Here is a 16,052-nt window from a genome sequence, read left to right as displayed (position 1 = left end):
TTCCTCTCAGCCGTAGGTGATGCGATGGCATAGGGCGGGCAGCTCGCCGGAGGCGAGCCGGGGCAAGACGCCCGGCAGGTCCTCGAAGTCGCTCTCGCCGGTGATGAGCGCGTCGAACGCCGGGTCGGCGAGCAGGCCGAGCGCGAGCGCCGTGCGGTCGGCGTGGGTCCGCCGTGCTCGCCGCGCCGGGGAGACCGAGCCGACCTGGCTGCTGCGGATGGCGAGGCGCCGGGAGTGGAAGGCCTCACCGAGCGGCAGGCCGATCCGCCGGTCGCCGTACCAGCTGAGGTCGATGACCTCGCCCTCGTGCGCGAGAAGCTCCAGTGAACGGACGAGCCCGGCCTCGGTGGCGCTGGCGTGCAGCACCAGGTCGCACTCGCCGTCGGCTCGGTCGGGCGAGGCGAACGCGACGCCGAGCCGTTCGGCGACCGAGGCGCGGTCCGGATCGATGTCCACGAGCTGGACGCGGGCGCCGGGGACGCCGGCGAGCAGCCTGGCGACGGCGCAGCCGACCATGCCCGCCCCCACCACGGCGATCCGGTCTCCGACCAGCGGCGCCGCGTCCCACAGGGCGTTCACTGCCGTTTCCACCGTCCCGGCGAGCACCGCCCGGCCGGGTGGCACGGCCTCGGGGACGACCGTCACGGCGTCCGCCGGGACGACGAACCGCGTCTGGTGCGGGTAGAGGCTGAAGACGGCCCGGCCGATCAGCCCGCCCGGCCCGTCTTCCACCAGTCCGACGTTGAGGTAGCCGTACTTCACCGGGGCGGGGAAGCCGCCCTCCTGGAAGGGCGCGCGCATCACGTCGTACTGGTTCTCCGGCACGCGGCCCTGGAAGACCAGCGTCTCCGTCCCACGGCTCACGCCCGAGTACAGCGTCCGGACGAGCACCTCGTCCGGGCCGGGCTCGGGAAGGCCGACCGCGCGGATCTCGCCCTTCTCAGGAGACCGCAGCCAGAATGCGCGTGCGGCGCGTTCCATCCTCACCCTCCGTCTCGGCCTGCGGAATCAGGGACGCGCGCCGCAGCCGGGCGATGTCTCGTCCGAACGACCACACCAGGGCCAGCAGCGCCAGCCCGGCCAGAACGCTCGCGGCCAGGACGGGCAGCACTCCGGCGCCGGCCACGACGAGGACGATGCCCTGGAGCGCGCAGACGGCCTTGCGGGCGAGGCTCCGGGGCAGTTCGCCACGCAGCCACGGCAGGTACCGGGCGGCGATGACGAAGGCGTACCGCATGGCTCCGATCGCCAGCACCCACAGCCCCGCGATGAGGGCGACGTGAACGCTCAGCACCAGGATGAGGAAGGCGTCGACCTCCATGTCGAACCGCGCCCCCAGCGGCGACACCGTCCCGGTCCGCCGGGCGACCTGCCCGTCGACCCCGTCCATGACGAGCGCCACGGCGGCCAGGACGACGAGGCTCGCGAGCGCCGCGCCCCGGTCGGCGCCGTCGGCCACGAGCGCGGTGGCGCCGCCGACGAGGATCGCGCGGGTGAGCGTGACCCGGTTGGCCGGCCCCAGCCCCCGGCGGCCCGCCCGGCGCATGGCCGCTGCCAGCAGGACGGGCAGCCCCACGGCGTAGAGGGCGCCGGTCAGCAACGCCACCGGGCCCAGTCCGAAGCCGGCCCACAACACCGCCAGCAGGGCCGACTGCGCGCCCACCCCCGCGATCACCCAGGTTTCATGCGGTCGCATAGGAACTCCCGAGGCTCGCCATGAGCTCGGCCCGCAGCCCCGGGGTCAGGGCGATCGTCGCGGCCGACCCGGCCGTGTGGTCGGTGCCGTCGCGGTCGAGGACGAGGCCGCCCGCCTCGCGGACGAGGAGCGCGCCCGCCATCGTGTCCCAGGGCTGGTTCGACAGGATGACCGTCGCGTCGAGACGGCCCTGCGCCACCCACGCCAGGTCGATCGCCGCCGTGCCGATCATCCGGATCCGCTGGGCGCGCGCGCCCATGCTGCTGAGCAGCGCCAGGCGGACCCGGTTCTTCGCCTCGGCCTCCGGGCTCCCGCCCAGGGCGAAGTCGCCCACCGAGATCATGGCGGCGGGCAGGTCGGCGATGCCCGAGACGTGGACGCGCTGGTCTCCCGCATAGGCGCCCTGGCCCTCGGCGGCGCTGTAACCCACGTCCAGGAACGGCAGCTCGATCGCCGCGAGCACGCCCCGCAGCCCGTCGACGAGCGCGAGGGATATGCCGCACAGCGGTATGCCACGGGCGAGGTTCGCGGTCCCGTCCACCGGGTCCAGGGCCCACCACAGCGAGTTCTCGGCCGCACCGGAGTGGCCGTACTCCTCCCCCAGGATCCCGATCTCCGGGGTCTCCCTCGACAGGAACTCCCGGATCGCGTCCTCGACGGCGAGGTCGACGTCGGTCACCATGTCGCGGTCGCCCTTGGCCGTCACCGACACCGGCGCGCGGGTCCGGACGATGTCGCGCCCCAGCGCCACGGCGGCGCGGGCGACGGGCAGCAGGTGCCCCTGGCCGGACGGCTCAGCCACAGGCGTCTCCCACGTTGTCGCGGGCGATCTGCGGCAGGTCGTGCCCGAGCCGGTCGCGCTTGGCGGTGAGGTAGGCGATGTTGTCCGCGTGCGCGGGCGCCAGGACCGGGACGCGCGCCGCCACCGTGATCCCGTACGACTCCAGCGCGCTGACCTTCTCCGGGTTGTTGGACATCAGCCGGACCGAGCGGATGCCCAGGTGGCCGAGCACGCGGGCCGCCGGGCCGTAGTCGCGCACGTCCACGGGCAGGCCGAGCGCCGTCGCGGAGTCGATCGTGTCGAGCCCCTGCTCGTCCTGGAGGATGTGGGTCCGGGCCTTGGCGACCAGGCCGATGCCGCGGCCCTCGTGGCCCCGCAGGTAGACCAGGACCCCCGCGCCCTCGCGGACGATCATGTCGAGCGCCGTGTTGAGCTGCTCGCCGCACTCGCACCGCAGGGCGCCGAAGATGTCCCCGGTCATGCACTCGGAGTGCATCCGCACCAGGACGTGCTCGCGCGCGGCGGTCTCGCCGTACACCAGGGCCATGTGCTCGTGCCCGTCGACCGGGTCCCGGAAGGCGATCGCACGGAACGTGCCACGGCGTGTCGTCAGGCCCGACTCGGCCACTTCCGTCAGCTTCATGTCTTGATCACGCATCGTCTCCCCTGTCAGTTCACCGAAGCACGGGCTCAACCCATGTACGGCGCTCACCCCGTCCGGGGGTTCACCGTCGGCCTGACGAAAGGGATCTCTTCTACGATGCCCTGCTCAGAGGGGGTGCGTGATCGGGTCAATCATCCTTGTCCGTGCGCACGCGGCGGCGATGGCTGGTGTCGCAGAACGGGAAGGAGCGGCTCCGCCGGCAGGCGCACAGCGCCGTCATGAAGCGGTCGGAGCGCGCGACGGTGCCGTCCTCGAGGGTGACCTCGACGGGCCCCTCCACCAGGAGCGGCCCGCCACGCACCACCGTCACCCGGGTCACGTCAGTTCTCGGCTCGGCCCGCACGGACCACCACCAGCTCCTCGTATCGCTGCCCGGGGCGGATCAGGCCCCGGCGTTCCAGGACGTGCGCTCTGGCCCGCATGACCGGGCCGAACGGCTCCATGCCGCCGGCGGCCACCTCGGCGGTGAGCCCGGCGGCGCGCAGCATGTCCAGGGTCTGCTCGATCCCGCTCAGGGCCGAGTGCACCATCAGCAGCGTGCCTCCCGGCGCGAGGTGCTCGGGGGCCTGCGCGCAGATCCGGTCGAGGACGTGCCGGCCGTCGAGCCCGGCGTTCCAGGCGCGTGCCCGGCTGTGCAGCGAGGGCAGGGCCACGTGTCCCGGCACGTACGGCGGATTGGCCAGGATGACGTCGAAGAGCTGGCCGCGGACCGGCGCGAACAGGTCTCCCCGCCGGACCCTGACCGGCAGGCCGCGGATCATCGTGTTGAGCCGCGCGGCCAGGACCGCGCGCAGCGACACGTCCACCGCGGTCACCCGGCAGTCGCCGTGGCGCGCCGCGGCCACCGACACGGCCCCCGTCCCGGTGCCGATGTCCAGCACCCGCGCGCCCGCCGGGACGGGCGTGCGCCGCAGGGTCTCGCTCAGCAGATCGGTGTCACCCTGGGGCCGGTACACACCTGGTGGTCGCAGCAGCAGCATCGTGTTCAGCAACTCCATTGTCGGTGATGAGGTTTCCGGCGTCCGTCAGAGAGGACGCCGCGAGGAGGAGCGGGCCGGGGCCGATCGCCAGCAGCCGAGCAGGTGCTCGGCGAGCCGGTCCTCCAGATGGCAGGTCGCCTGGACGCCCAGCACGACGTCCGCGGCGAGCTCCGGCTCCGACTCCAGCAGGCCGCCGATCACGTCCCGGCGCAGCACCTGCTCGTGCACGGCGTCCGCCACGACGTGCTCGGTGAAGAATTGCCGGCCGCGCTCGCCCACGCCGAGCCGTTCCAGCGCGCTCGCCATCCGCTGGGCGGCGGGCGGGCTGGTGATCTCCACGACCGCGAAATGGCCGACCAGGGCGCCGCGCCACGCGCGGTGCAGGCCGAACATCGACATCATGTTGACCGTCGCGAGCATCGCCGCGGGAGCGGCGTCCAGATAGGCGCCGTAGGCCGGATCGAGGTCGAGCTCCTCCATCAGGTCGGCGAACAACCGCGAGTGCATCCGCTCGGCGCGTCCCCCGCCGTACTCGTCGAACTCCACCGCGACCAGGGCGGCCTTGGCCCTGCCGTCGAGGCGCGGGATCACCCACGCCTGGGGATCCGCCTCCTTGAGGTGGTAGATCGAACGGTGCGCCACGTATTCGCGCAGCTGCCGGCGTTCCCCGGTGTCGCGCAGGTACTGGCTCACCCCGTCCGCGTCGACCGGCTCGACCAGCAGCTCCTCGATGGCGCCGGAGACGTCGTCGCCACCGGGCAGGCCTTCGCGCAATGACGCCAGGAACTCGCGTTCCATGGCCGCGCGCAGGCCGAGGAGCGACGGCTCCCACTCCCATTCCGGCGCCACGTCCGCGAACCCGCGGTAGTGCAGTTCGTAGCAGACGTACAGCGCGAGCTGGAGGTCCTCGCCCAGCGGGTCGGCGCCGGCCGTGGTGGCCGGGAGGGCCGGCCCCGCCTCGGAGTCCCCCGGCCGGCGCCGCAGGAGTGCGATCACGGCCTCCGACAGCGGACCGCGAGGCTCCGGGAGGGGCGGCGCGATCACCCCGGGCGCCGTCTTCGCGATCACGTTCATGGTCATCGGGCCGGGTGCTCCGATCGCCGCGTCTCGGGTCGCTGGGGATTAGGCATGATCGTCATCTCCTTCGCCGCTGCCTGGCCCCCTCCGCCTACCCGGCGATCTGCCCGTTATGCAGGGAAAATGGAGGTGGAGAACACGTTTGAGATCCCGCGGCCGGGTCTCATTCGGGCGCGAGGAACTCCCGCAGGATGAGAGCGGCGGCCGTGGCCGCCTCCTGGCCGGTGCGGAGGTGCTCCCTCTGCAGTTCCGCACGGCCGTTCGCGGCGGCGCCGGCGGCGAGCCGCTGGTGCACGGCGGCCTTCTCCTGGAGCGCGCTGGCGGCGGACCACAGCGCCTTTTCGGCGGTCTCGGACTTGAAGGCGGCCAGAGTCTGGGGGGAATAGGCGTGACCCACGTGGCAGCGATAGTGCACGCTCTTGCCCGTCGTAATGATCTTCATCCCGCCGCCGCACTCGGGACAGCCGAACCCTGACTCGGTTCCGGGCCCGGGGCCCTCCACCGGACCGGGACCGCCGCGTTCCATCATCTCGATCTCCGCCACCAGTTCGTCGTCCGGGCACTCCATGACGTCATCGGCCCGGCCCCCCGCCAGCTCGCCGACCACCCGCCCGAGTTCCGCGGCCGAGCCCACGACGGCGTCGGGCACGGCGGCCAGGGCCGCGGCGGGCATGCCGTCGAAGCGGGCCTCCTTCGCGTCCTGCACGAGGACGGTCCCGCCGCAGGCGGCGATCGCGCTCGCCCCGGCGGCGCCGTCGTCGAGGACCCCGGACAGCACGACCCCGATCACGCGCGGACCGCACCAGCGCGCGGCGCTCCGGAAGAGGGGATCGACGGCGGGGCGCACCCGGTTGACCCTCGGCCCCCGGGCCACCCGCGTCACCACGGTCCCCCTGTCGGCTCCGGAGTCCCCCATGTGACCGACGAGCAGATGGTGGTCGGGGACCGCCACCCGGATCCGGCCCCGACGCAGCGGTTGCCGGTCCACCGCGAGCGCGGCCGGGAGCCGCCCGGCGTCCGCCACCACCCTGGCCAGCCTGCCCGTCGAGGAGGCGGGCGTGTGCATGACCACCAGCACGGCGGCCGCGAGATCCGCGGGCAGACCGGCCACCAGCCCTCGCAGAGCCTCCACCCCGCCGGCCGAGCCGCCGATGACCACCAGATCTCGCGCTGCCATGCCCGAGGCCATTCCCCCGGGAGGCGGGCGCAACCTCGGCGCACCGGCGGGTCCGCGGTCCCGCGCGTCCGGTTCCTTCCGCCCGAGCCTTTCTTACCGTTCCGCCGCGTTCGTACGGCCCCTAGCCTCGGACTCGAGGTCGGGACGAGGAAAGGCTCAAGATGGCGCTTCTGCACGTCGAGTTCGCGGACCCGGGCGACGGGGTCTCCTGGGTGAGGCGATGATCCGTCGGAGGTTGTGCCGATCCGGCTCTGCCGGTGGACTTGTCGACTGATGTCGTATTGGTTCAGTTCATGGAGAAACGTGACGCTCGAGGGCGCGCAGGCTCCAGCCGCCGTGCGTTCCTCTCCGCCTCCGCCGTCACCGCGGTCTCGGTACCCGCGGTCTCGGTGCCCCTCCTCGCGGACCAGGCGGCCGCGGACACCGGCCACGCGGCCCCGCCCGGGCCCGGCCGGCCCATCACCCCCCAACGCCCCGGCAGGGAACTCCGGGACCTGCTGCGGGAGGTCGACCGGAACCGGATCCGTTCCACCGTCCAGCGGCTGGTCGGCTTCGGCACCCGGCACACCCTGTCCAGCCAGACCGATCCGGCGCGCGGCATCGGCGCGGCCACCGAATGGGTGTACGCGCGGATGAGCGAGTCCGCGGCGGCCTCGGGTGGGCGGATGACCGTGCGGAAACAGTCGTTCGTCCAGCCCGTCTCGCCGCGGATACCGGCGCCGACCACCATCACCAACGTCATCGCCACGCTGCGCGGCGACGCCTCGCCCGAACGGATGTACGTGATCAGCGGTCATCTCGACTCCCGCGTCACGGACGTCATGAACGCCACCGCCGACGCGCCCGGGGCGGACGACGACGCCTCCGGGGTCGCGGTCGTGATGGAGCTCGCCCGCGTGTTCGCGACGCGGCGCACCCGGGGCACCGTGGTGTTCGCCGTGGTCTCCGCCGAGGAACAGGGGCTCTACGGCTCGGCGCACATGGCCGCCGAGCTGAAGGCGGCGGGCGCGGACGTGCAGGCCATGTTCAGCAACGACATCGTCGGCGCCAGCAGGGCCTGGGACGGCACGCGGCCCGACCCGCACACGGTCAGGCTGTTCGTGGAGGGCGTGCCGACCACCGAGACCCCGGCCGAGGCGTCGATCCGGCAGTCCATCGGCGGCGAGAACGACGGGCCGTCCCGTCAGCTCGCGCGGTTCGTCCAGAACGTCGCGGAGAACGACCAGACCGGCATGAACGTGCGCGTCGTCTGGCGGCGCGACCGTTACCTGCGCGGCAGCGACCACATCTCGTTCCTGCGGCAGGGCTATCCGGCGGCGAGGTTCACCGAGCCCAGGGAGAACTACGACCACGAGCACCAGGACGTCCGGGTCGAGAACGGGGTTCAGTTCGGCGACCTCGTCCAGTTCGTCGACTTCGACTACATGGCGCGCGTCGCCAGGGTGAACGGCGCGACCCTGTGGTCGCTGGCGCAGGGCCCCGGCACCCCCAAGAACGTGCAGATCGTCTCGGCCCTGCTCACCAACAGCACGACGCTCACATGGGACCGCGGCACCGACGCCGGGCTGGCCGGATACGAGGTGGTCTGGCGCGAGACCACGGCGGCCGACTGGACCCACCGGATCGACGTCGGCGACGTCACCACGGCCACGATCGACCTCGCCAAGGACAACGTCCAGTTCGGCCTGCGCGCCGTGGACCGCCAGGGGCTGCGAAGCCCCGTCGCCTTCCCGCGGCTCGCGAGCTGATCGGATGGAACCCGACGCCGGCGAGGTCTCCTGGAACCTCGCCCATCTGATCGCGGACGCCGGTGCCGATGACCCGGCGTCCGCCGTCGACGCCCTGCTGGCCGAGGCCCGGCGCCGCGCCGACGCGTTCGCCGCGCGGTACGCGGGCACGATCGGCGACCTGGACGGGCCGGGGCTGGTCGCCGCCGCCGGCGAGCTGGGTGAGATCAAGGAGCTCGTGGCGCGCGCCGCGACGTACGCGAACCTGTCGTTCTCGATCGACACTGCCGACCCCGTCCGCGGCGCGCTGCTGCAACACGTCGAGGAGAAGCGCACCGGGATCGAGACGGCGCTGGTGTTCTTCCGGCTCGAATGGGCGGCACTCTCGGACGGAAAGGCCGAGGAGCTGCTGGCCGCGGACGGGCTCGGCTTCGTCCGCCACCATCTGGTCACCGCACGGCGGCACCGCCCGCATCTGCTGGCCGAGGCGGAGGAGAAGATCCTCGCCGAGAAGGCGGTGTCCGGGCGCTCCGCCTGGGTGCGGCTGTTCGACGAGCAGCGGGCGGCGATCCGGGTCGAGCTCCCGGCCGGGCCGGTCGCGCTCGAGACCGCGTTCGCGGGCCTCTACTCCCCCGACCGCGACGTGCGGCGCGACACGGCCGCGCGGATCAGCGCCGCGCTCCGGCCCGGCCTGCGCACCCGCGCCTACGCGTTCAACATGCTGCTCGCCGACAAGGCGACCGACGACCGGCTGCGCTCCCACCCGCACTGGCTCGCCTCCCGCAACCTCGCCAACGAGGCGAGCGACGAGTCGGTGCGGGCCCTGATCGAGGCCGTCCGCGGCCGCTACGAGCTGCCGCGCCGCTGGTACCGGTTCAAGGCGCGGCTGCTCGGCCTCGGCCGGCTCGCCGACCACGACCGCATGGCCGCCGTCACGCGGGACGAGGAGCGGGTGCCGTGGCACGACGCCCGCGAGCTCGTCGCCGAGACCTACACGGACTTCTCGCCTGAGCTCGGCGCCATCGTCCGGCGGTTCCACGACGAACGCTGGATCGACGCGCCCGTCCGGCCGGGCAAGCGCGGCGGCGCGTTCTGCTCCTACGGCTCGCCGCGCGTCCATCCCTACGTGCTCCTCAACTACACGCACCTCCGCCGGGACGTTCTCACCCTCGCGCACGAACTTGGGCACGGCGTCCACGCGGCGCTGGGCGCGCGGCAGGGCATCTTCCACATGGCGACGCCCCTGACCCTGGCCGAGACCGCGTCGGTCTTCGGCGAGACGCTGGTGTTCGGACGGCTGCTGGAACGGGCGCCCACCCCGGAGTCGCGGCTGGCGTTGCTGGCGGAGTCGGTCGAGGGTTCCATCCTGACCGTCTTCCGGCAGATCGCGATGAACCGCTTCGAACACCTCGTGCACACTCACCGGCGCGAGGAGGGCGAGCTGTCGGTCGAGCGTTTCGGTGAGCTGTGGGCGGCGACGCAGCAGGAGATGCTCGGCGACGCCGTCGAGGTCACCGAGGGCTACCGGACGTGGTGGTCGTACGTGCCGCACTTCATCTCCACGCCGGGCTACGTGTACGCCTACGCCTACGGGCAGCTGCTCGCGCTCGCGGTGTACGGGCGGTACGAGGCGGAGGGCGAGGCGTTCGTGCCCAGCTACCTCGACCTGCTCCGGGCGGGCGGATCGCGCAGCCCGGAGGAGCTCGGCCGGATCGTCGGCGTCGACCTCGCCGACCCCGGCTTCTGGGATCGCGGTCTCGACCTCGTCGAACGCAAGATCGACGCCGCCGAGCGGGCCGCCCGCGACCTGCTCACGCGTCCGGCAGATGGTCGGTGACGTAGCGGTACAGATGGGCGGTGCCCTCCAGCATGGCCGCCGACGTGGTGTTCAGGGCCGCGTGGCGTTCGGCGATGGCGGCACGGAGCTCCACGGTGCTGCCGGTCCGGCGCAGGCCGTCGAGGACGGCCTGGATCTGATGCAGCGGGTAGCGGCCCTGCCGGAGCATGGTGACCATGCGCGCGTCCCGCACGTCGGCGGCACCGTAGCGCCGGTAGCCCGTGCCCCTCTCACGCTGCGGCGCCAGCAGGCCGGCGGCCTCCCACACCCGCAGGGCCGACGTGCGCACGCCGAGGTGTGCGGCGACCTCACCGATGCGCAGGCCGGAACGCGGCGAATCCGGCGCCTCCGGCACCTGCCCGGCGACCGCTTCGAGCGCCTCGGCCGCGGCGTGGAGGGACAGCCGCTGCTCGTGGAGCGCGGCGTGGCGGGCGTCGACCAGCGCGACGGCCGGCGCGAGGCCGCCCGCGTGCAGCGCCCGCATGATCGAACGGGCGGCGTCCCAGCCGAACCCCTTCGCCAGCACCCGGTAGGTCAGCATGGCCTCGCGGTGCCGGGGCTCGAACCTGCGGTAGCCGGCGGCCGTCCGTTCGGTGGGCGGCAGGATGCCCTCGTCGGCGTAATTGCGGATCTGCTGGGTGGAGACGCCCGCCATCCGCGCCAGGTCGACGGGACGCAGCGCCGCCTTGGTCTTCACGGCCCTGGTTGAGGGTTCTTTGGCCATCGTCCCATCGTATGCGGGGGCTGATCACCGTAACTATCAAGTGCGTGGTTCAATGACAAACTTGAAGGTATGAATGCAGGTGAGAACGGTGCGCCCGCCATCGAGACGCGGGCTCTCAGGATGCGCTACGGGCCCGCCGACGTGCTGCGCGGAGTGGACCTCCGCGTCCGCCAGGGCGAGGTGGTCGCGCTCCTGGGGCCGAACGGCGCGGGCAAGACGACGACCATCGAGATCCTGGAGGGCTTCCGCCGCCGCTCGTCCGGCGAGGTGCGCGTCCTGGGCGCCGACCCGGAGGCAGGGGACGAGGCGTGGCGCGCCCGGCTCGGCATCGTGCTGCAGTCGTGGCGCGACCACGGCAGATGGCGGGTGCGCGAGCTCCTCGACCATCTCGGCCGCTACTACGCCCCGTACGGCACGCCCCAGCGACCTCGCCCGTACGGCACCGGCGCGCTGCTGGACCTCGTCGGCCTGTCCGGCCGGGCGGACGCGGTCATCGCCACCCTCTCCGGCGGGCAGCGCCGCAGGCTCGACGTGGCGATCGGCCTGGCCGGCCGGCCGGATCTGCTGTTCCTCGACGAGCCGACCGTCGGCTTCGACCCGCAAGCCCGGCGGGAGTTCCATGAGCTCGTCCAGCGCCTGGCGGACCTGGAGGGCACCTCGATCCTGCTCACCACTCACGACCTGGAGGAGGCGGAACGGCTCGCCGACCGGATCGTGATCCTCGCGGGCGGGCACATCGTGGCCGACGGCAGCGCGGCGGAGCTGACCGAGCAGGTCGCCGGCAAGGCCGAGGTGAGCTACCGCAGGGACGGCGAGCGCCACGTGGACTCGGTCGAGGACGCGACCCGCCATGTCCGCGAGCTCTTCGCCAGATACGGCGAGGACATCGGAGATCTGGAGATCCGGAGGAGCAGTTTGGAGGACGTCTACATGACGCTGGTGCGGGAGTTCGAGTCCGGGCAGCGGACCGAGGCGCCGGGCGAGCTGGCGGAGGTGGCCCGATGAGCCCGCACGTCACGGTTCTCGGCACGGCCTTCGGCGCGGGCCTGCAGCGCGGCCGGATCGAGTTCCGGCAGACCATGACCAGCCCGCAGGACGTCTGGTCGATGATGTTCTTTCCCGTCGTCGCGCTGATCGTCATGTACGTGCTGCGCGACAACACGGTGCCGGGCACCGGCTTCTCGCTGGGCACCCAGTCGGTCCCCGGCGTCCTCGGGATGAACGTCGTGTTCGCCGGGATGATCGGGCTGGCCCTCTCGCTGACGATGGACCGCGAGGACGGCACGCTCCTGCGCGCCAAGGCGACGCCGAACGGCATGACCGGCTACCTCACCGGCAAGATCCTCAGCCGCACGGGAGCCGCCGTCGCCGGAATGCTCGTCCCCCTGGTCCCCGCCGCCTTCCTCTTCGACGGCCTGCGGCTGGACGGCGCGTCGTCATGGCTGACGCTCGCCTGGGTCCTGGTGCTCGGCTTCGTCGCGGTGCTGCCGATCGGCGCGATCCTCGGCTCCCTCTTCGACACCGCGCAGGGCGCGGGGTTCGTCGCGCTGCCCGTCATGGCGCTGATGGGCGTCTCGGGCGTGTTCTACCCGGTCGCGTCGTTCCCCGACTGGCTGCAGTGGGCGGCCCAGGTGTTCCCTCTCTACTGGATGAGCCTGGGCCTGCGCTCGGCGATGCTGCCGGACGCGATGGCCGCCGCCGAGATCGGCGATTCCTGGCGCCACCTGGAGACGGCCGCCGTCCTCGGCCTGTGGGCGACCGCGGGTCTGGTGCTGGCGCCGATCGTGCTCCGGCGGATGGCGCGCCGCGAGTCGGGCTCGGCCGTCGCCACCCGCCGCCAGAAGGCGCAGCAGCGCCTGATGTGAGGCGATGGGCGTCGCTTGTGGGAGATCACGGGTGGGTAGGGCTCGTGAGGCGACCCCCCACAGGAGGCAGCGATGTCCTTCTCCGACTACCTCGCTGATCGCTGGCCGACGATAGCCCAGATGACCGCCGAACACGCCCAGGTCGTCCTGCTCGCGGTCGCCATCGCGGCCGCGATCGGGATCGGCCTCGGGATCGTGGTCGAGGGCAGGCCCCGCGCCAGCCGGCTGGCGCTCGGGCTCACCGGCACGATGCTCACCGTCCCCTCACTCGCGCTGTTCGGCCTGCTCATCCCGCTGTTCGGGCTGGGCCTGACCCCCACCATCACCGCCCTGGTCCTCTACGCCGTCTTCCCGATCCTGCGCAACACCATCACCGGCCTGGAGTCGGTGCCGGGCGCCGTGGAGGAGGCGGCCCGCGGCATGGGCCTGGGCCGCGCCCGGGTCATGCTGCGGGTCCGCCTCCCCCTCGCGTGGCCGGTCGTGCTCACCGGCGTGCGCGTCTCCACGATCATGACCGTCGCCATCGCGGCCATCGCCGCCGCGGTCGCCGGGCCGGGCCTCGGCGAGCTCATCTTCGGCGGCCTGGCCCGCATCGGCGGGGCCAACGCGCTGAACGACACGCTCGCCGGCACGCTGGGCGTCGCCCTGCTGGCGCTGGCCCTGGACCTGCTGTTCGTCGTCCTGTTCCGGCTCACGACCTCCAGGGGCATCCGATGACCGAACCGAAGGAGATGATCCGGCTCGACGGGGTGAGCAAGCGCTACCCCGGGCAGGCCGCGGCCGCGGTCGACGACCTGTCGCTCAGCGTGCGGGACGGCGAGACCGTCGTCCTGCTGGGCCCGTCGGGCTGTGGCAAGACCACCACGCTCCGCCTCATCAACCGCCTGATCGAGCCGACCTCAGGGCGGATCTTCCTCGACGGCGAGGACGTCACCCGGGTCGACCCCGACCAGCTGCGCCGCCGGATCGGATACGTGATCCAGCAGGTCGGGCTGTTCCCCCACATGACGATCGCCGACAACATCGGGCTCGTCCCCCGGGCGCTGGGCTGGGACAAGAAGCGGATCCGGGAGCGGGTCGACGAGCTGCTCGACCTGGTGGGGCTCGAACCCGCGACGTTCCGCCGCCGCTACCCCAAGGAGCTCTCGGGCGGGCAGCAGCAGCGCGTCGGGGTGGCCCGCGCGCTGGCCGCCGACCCGCCCGCGATGCTGATGGACGAGCCGTTCGGCGCCATCGACCCGATCACGCGGGAACGGCTGCAGGACGCGTTCCTGGAGTTGCAGGCGCGGATCGGCAAGACCATCGTGCTCGTGACGCACGACCTCACCGAGGCCCTCAAGCTCGGTGACCGCGTCGCGATGCTGGGGCAGCACGCCCGGCTCGTCCAGTACGACACCCCGGCGGCGATCCTCGGCGAGCCCGCCGACGAGTTCGTCGCCTCGTTCGTCGGATCGGGTGCGGCGATGCGCCGGTTGCGGCTCGTCCCGGTCGGCTCGATCGACCTCGAACCCCTCACCGGCGGGGAAGCGCCCGGCGCGGCGACCGTGCGGATCGACCAGAGCCTGTACGAGGCGCTCGACGTGATGCTGCGGGCGGGCGACGACGTCGCGGTCGTCACCGGCGAGGACGGGACGCCCGCCGGCAGGCTCTCCTGGGCGACCATCGTGCAGGAGTCTCCCCATCCGGCGGGGCCGGGCCCCGATCCGGCGGATGTGACCGGCGACGTGACCGGCGGCCGGCGATGACCGTCACGTCGATGCTCGACCAGCGCGACGAAGACCGCACCGGTGGCCGGTCGGTGCTCGGCATGCTTGTCACGCCCGCGTTCCTGGTCGTGGCGTGTGCGGCGCTCGCGCTCTATCTGCACGGCCAGGACCTCGACGACATCGAACGGCGGGCCATCAACCGGGACATCATCGTCCAGCGGTTCGTCGAGCACATCCAGCTGGTCGCGGTGTCCACCGCGCTGGTCCTCGCGGTGGCGATCCCGCTCGGCGTCGTGCTGACCCGGCCGCGGGTGCGCTGGCTCGCCACGCCGTTCCTCGCGCTGGCCAACGTCGGGCAGGCGGTGCCGTCGGTGGGGGTGCTCGTGCTCCTCGCCGTGACGGTCGGCATCGGCTTCCGGCCGGCGCTGGTCGCGCTCGTCCTCGTGTCCGCGCTCCCGGTGCTCCGCAACACCATGGTCGGCCTGCAGGGCGTCGACCGCTCGCTCATCGACGCCGGGCGGGGCATCGGGCTGACCAGGACCACCGTGCTGTTCCGGATCGAGCTTCCGCTGGCGGTCCCGGTGATCCTCGCCAGCGTCCGCGTCGCGGTGATCCTGAACGTGGGGACCGCGACGCTCGCCGCGTTCACCAACGCGGGGGGCCTGGGCGATCTCATCAACACCGGCATAGCGCTGAACCGGACGCCCGTCCTGCTCACCGGCTGCGTCCTGACCGCCGTGCTCGCGATGGCCTCCGACTGGCTCGTCGGTCTCGCCGAGCACTACCTGCGCCCTCGCGGACTCTGACCCAGACCCCATCCGGCACGGCTCATCCAGAGGAGAGACACCATGCGCCTGATCCCGATCGCCGCCTGCTCCCTCGCGCTCGCCACCATGACCACGGGCTGTTTCAGCTCGTCGACCACCGACGCCAAGGAAGGCACCCTCGCCAAAGGAAACTCGTTGAAGGGAGCCTCGTTCACTGTCGGGTCCAAGGAATTCACCGAACAACTCGTCCTGTGCCAGATCACCAGCCTCGCCCTGCGTTCGGCGGGCGCGACCGTGCGCGAGAAATGCGGGCTCCAAGGAAGCAACACCACACGGGCCGCATTGACATCAGGCAGCATAGATATGTACTGGGAGTACACCGGCACCGCCTGGATCAATTACCTCAAGAACACCAAGCCGATCGATGACCCCGCCAGGCAATACCAGGAGGCCGCCCAGCAAGACCTGAGCAAGAACAAGGTGAAGTGGCTCGCTCCGGCTCCCGCCAATGACACCTACGCCATCGGAGTGAAGACCACCGCCGCGCAGGAACTCGGCATCAAGAACCTGTCCGACTACGCGCGCCTCGCGAAGAGTGATCCGGCCAAGGCCTCCATGTGCGTGGCCAGCGAGTTCGCGGGCCGCGACGACGGCTGGCCCGGCCTCCAGAAGGCCTACGGATTCACCCTCCCGAAGAGCTCCCTCGCCACCTTGGCCGAGGGCGCCATCTACAACGCCATCTCCAAACGCAACCCCTGCACCTTCGGCGAGGTGACCACGACCGACGGACGCATCAAGGCGCTGGCCCTCACCCCGATCGTCGACGACAAGAAGTTCTTCCCGATCTACAACCCGGCGCTGACCGTGCGCGCGTCGGTCTACCAGGAGCACACCGCCATCGAGAAGATCATCAATCCGGTCGCGGCGGCCATCACCGATCCCGTCCTCCAGGAGCTCAACGGCGAGGTCGACGTCAACGGCAAGGAACCCGTGAAGGTCGCCGAGGCGTGGCTGCAGTCGAAGGGCTTCATCGGCAAGTGACCGGCGCGGG

At 72.2% G+C, this 16,052-nt stretch carries 17 protein-coding genes; 8 read left to right on the top strand and 9 right to left on the bottom strand.

The genetic code is table 11. From position 1 onward, the window contains the following. Positions 1-6: 6 nt before the first annotated feature. The 8 genes from ACGFNU_RS36270 to ACGFNU_RS36235 form a co-directional block, all read right to left on the bottom strand. Positions 7-981, bottom strand: coding sequence for a zinc-binding alcohol dehydrogenase (locus tag ACGFNU_RS36270; RefSeq protein ID WP_392601091.1), 975 nt, complete (start codon positions 979-981; stop codon positions 7-9). Further along, positions 941-1,696 (bottom strand): CDP-alcohol phosphatidyltransferase family protein, encoded by a 756-nt coding sequence (locus tag ACGFNU_RS36265; RefSeq protein ID WP_392601090.1) that lies wholly within the window; start codon positions 1,694-1,696, stop codon positions 941-943. Before ACGFNU_RS36265 ends, ACGFNU_RS36270 begins: the two co-directional genes overlap by 41 nt. Further along, the gene (locus tag ACGFNU_RS36260) at positions 1,683-2,498 is read right to left on the bottom strand and encodes an inositol monophosphatase family protein (RefSeq protein ID WP_392601089.1); all 816 of its coding nucleotides are present in this window, start codon (positions 2,496-2,498) and stop codon (positions 1,683-1,685) included. Before ACGFNU_RS36260 ends, ACGFNU_RS36265 begins: the two co-directional genes overlap by 14 nt. After that, positions 2,491-3,120 carry a GTP cyclohydrolase II gene (locus ACGFNU_RS36255; RefSeq protein ID WP_392601088.1) on the bottom strand — a complete coding sequence of 210 codons (630 nt, stop codon included), beginning with the start codon at positions 3,118-3,120 and terminating at the stop codon, positions 2,491-2,493. Before ACGFNU_RS36255 ends, ACGFNU_RS36260 begins: the two co-directional genes overlap by 8 nt. Positions 3,121-3,268: 148 nt before the next feature. Beyond that, on the bottom strand, positions 3,269-3,451 hold the full coding sequence (locus ACGFNU_RS36250) for a CDGSH iron-sulfur domain-containing protein (protein WP_392601087.1): 183 nt from the start codon (positions 3,449-3,451) through the stop codon (positions 3,269-3,271). 10 nt (positions 3,452-3,461) lie between these two features. Next, a complete protein-coding gene (locus ACGFNU_RS36245; protein ID WP_392601086.1) occupies positions 3,462-4,139 on the bottom strand; it encodes a HemK2/MTQ2 family protein methyltransferase in 678 nt (225 codons plus the stop codon). A gap of 27 nt (positions 4,140-4,166) precedes the next feature. Further along, positions 4,167-5,201 (bottom strand): iron-containing redox enzyme family protein, encoded by a 1,035-nt coding sequence (locus ACGFNU_RS36240; RefSeq protein ID WP_392601085.1) that lies wholly within the window; start codon positions 5,199-5,201, stop codon positions 4,167-4,169. Between the two features lie 160 nt (positions 5,202-5,361). Next, positions 5,362-6,375 (bottom strand): chemotaxis protein CheB, encoded by a 1,014-nt coding sequence (locus tag ACGFNU_RS36235; protein ID WP_392601084.1) that lies wholly within the window; start codon positions 6,373-6,375, stop codon positions 5,362-5,364. A gap of 293 nt (positions 6,376-6,668) precedes the next feature. Here ACGFNU_RS36235 and ACGFNU_RS36230 point away from each other — a divergent pair, with 293 nt between their 5' ends. Next, complete coding sequence (locus tag ACGFNU_RS36230; protein ID WP_392601083.1) at positions 6,669-8,123, top strand: M20/M25/M40 family metallo-hydrolase; 1,455 nt, start codon at positions 6,669-6,671, stop codon at positions 8,121-8,123. Between the two features lie 4 nt (positions 8,124-8,127). Continuing rightward, positions 8,128-9,939 (top strand): M3 family oligoendopeptidase, encoded by a 1,812-nt coding sequence (locus ACGFNU_RS36225; protein ID WP_392601082.1) that lies wholly within the window; start codon positions 8,128-8,130, stop codon positions 9,937-9,939. On the opposite strand, the gene ACGFNU_RS36220 is transcribed toward ACGFNU_RS36225, so the two are convergent. Then, entirely contained in the window at positions 9,914-10,663 is a 750-nt protein-coding gene (locus tag ACGFNU_RS36220) for a MerR family transcriptional regulator (protein ID WP_392601081.1), read from the bottom strand. The two genes, ACGFNU_RS36225 and ACGFNU_RS36220, sit on opposite strands and share 26 nt — an antisense overlap. 69 nt (positions 10,664-10,732) lie before the next feature. Here ACGFNU_RS36220 and ACGFNU_RS36215 point away from each other — a divergent pair, with 69 nt between their 5' ends. From ACGFNU_RS36215 to ACGFNU_RS36190, 6 genes are all read left to right on the top strand, one after another. Next, positions 10,733-11,668: an ABC transporter ATP-binding protein gene (locus ACGFNU_RS36215; RefSeq protein WP_392601080.1), complete on the top strand. Its 936-nt coding sequence runs from the start codon at positions 10,733-10,735 to the stop codon at positions 11,666-11,668. Continuing rightward, positions 11,665-12,528 (top strand): ABC transporter permease, encoded by an 864-nt coding sequence (locus ACGFNU_RS36210; RefSeq protein ID WP_392601079.1) that lies wholly within the window; start codon positions 11,665-11,667, stop codon positions 12,526-12,528. Before ACGFNU_RS36215 ends, ACGFNU_RS36210 begins: the two co-directional genes overlap by 4 nt. 72 nt (positions 12,529-12,600) lie before the next feature. Further along, positions 12,601-13,245, top strand: a complete 645-nt coding sequence (locus ACGFNU_RS36205; protein WP_392601078.1) for an ABC transporter permease — start codon at positions 12,601-12,603, stop codon at positions 13,243-13,245. Continuing rightward, complete coding sequence (locus ACGFNU_RS36200; RefSeq protein ID WP_392601077.1) at positions 13,242-14,273, top strand: ABC transporter ATP-binding protein; 1,032 nt, start codon at positions 13,242-13,244, stop codon at positions 14,271-14,273. Before ACGFNU_RS36205 ends, ACGFNU_RS36200 begins: the two co-directional genes overlap by 4 nt. Beyond that, positions 14,270-15,040 (top strand): ABC transporter permease, encoded by a 771-nt coding sequence (locus tag ACGFNU_RS36195; RefSeq protein WP_392601076.1) that lies wholly within the window; start codon positions 14,270-14,272, stop codon positions 15,038-15,040. The genes ACGFNU_RS36200 and ACGFNU_RS36195 overlap by 4 nt, the downstream gene beginning before the upstream one ends. A gap of 42 nt (positions 15,041-15,082) precedes the next feature. Next, on the top strand, positions 15,083-16,042 hold the full coding sequence (locus tag ACGFNU_RS36190; protein ID WP_392601075.1) for a glycine betaine ABC transporter substrate-binding protein: 960 nt from the start codon (positions 15,083-15,085) through the stop codon (positions 16,040-16,042). The last annotated feature ends 10 nt before the right edge of the window (positions 16,043-16,052 follow it).

It is taken from the genome of Spirillospora sp. NPDC048911, assembly GCF_043198015.1.
Taxonomy (GTDB): domain Bacteria; phylum Actinomycetota; class Actinomycetes; order Streptosporangiales; family Streptosporangiaceae; genus Spirillospora.
This window is presented reverse-complemented; position numbering and strand designations above follow the sequence as displayed.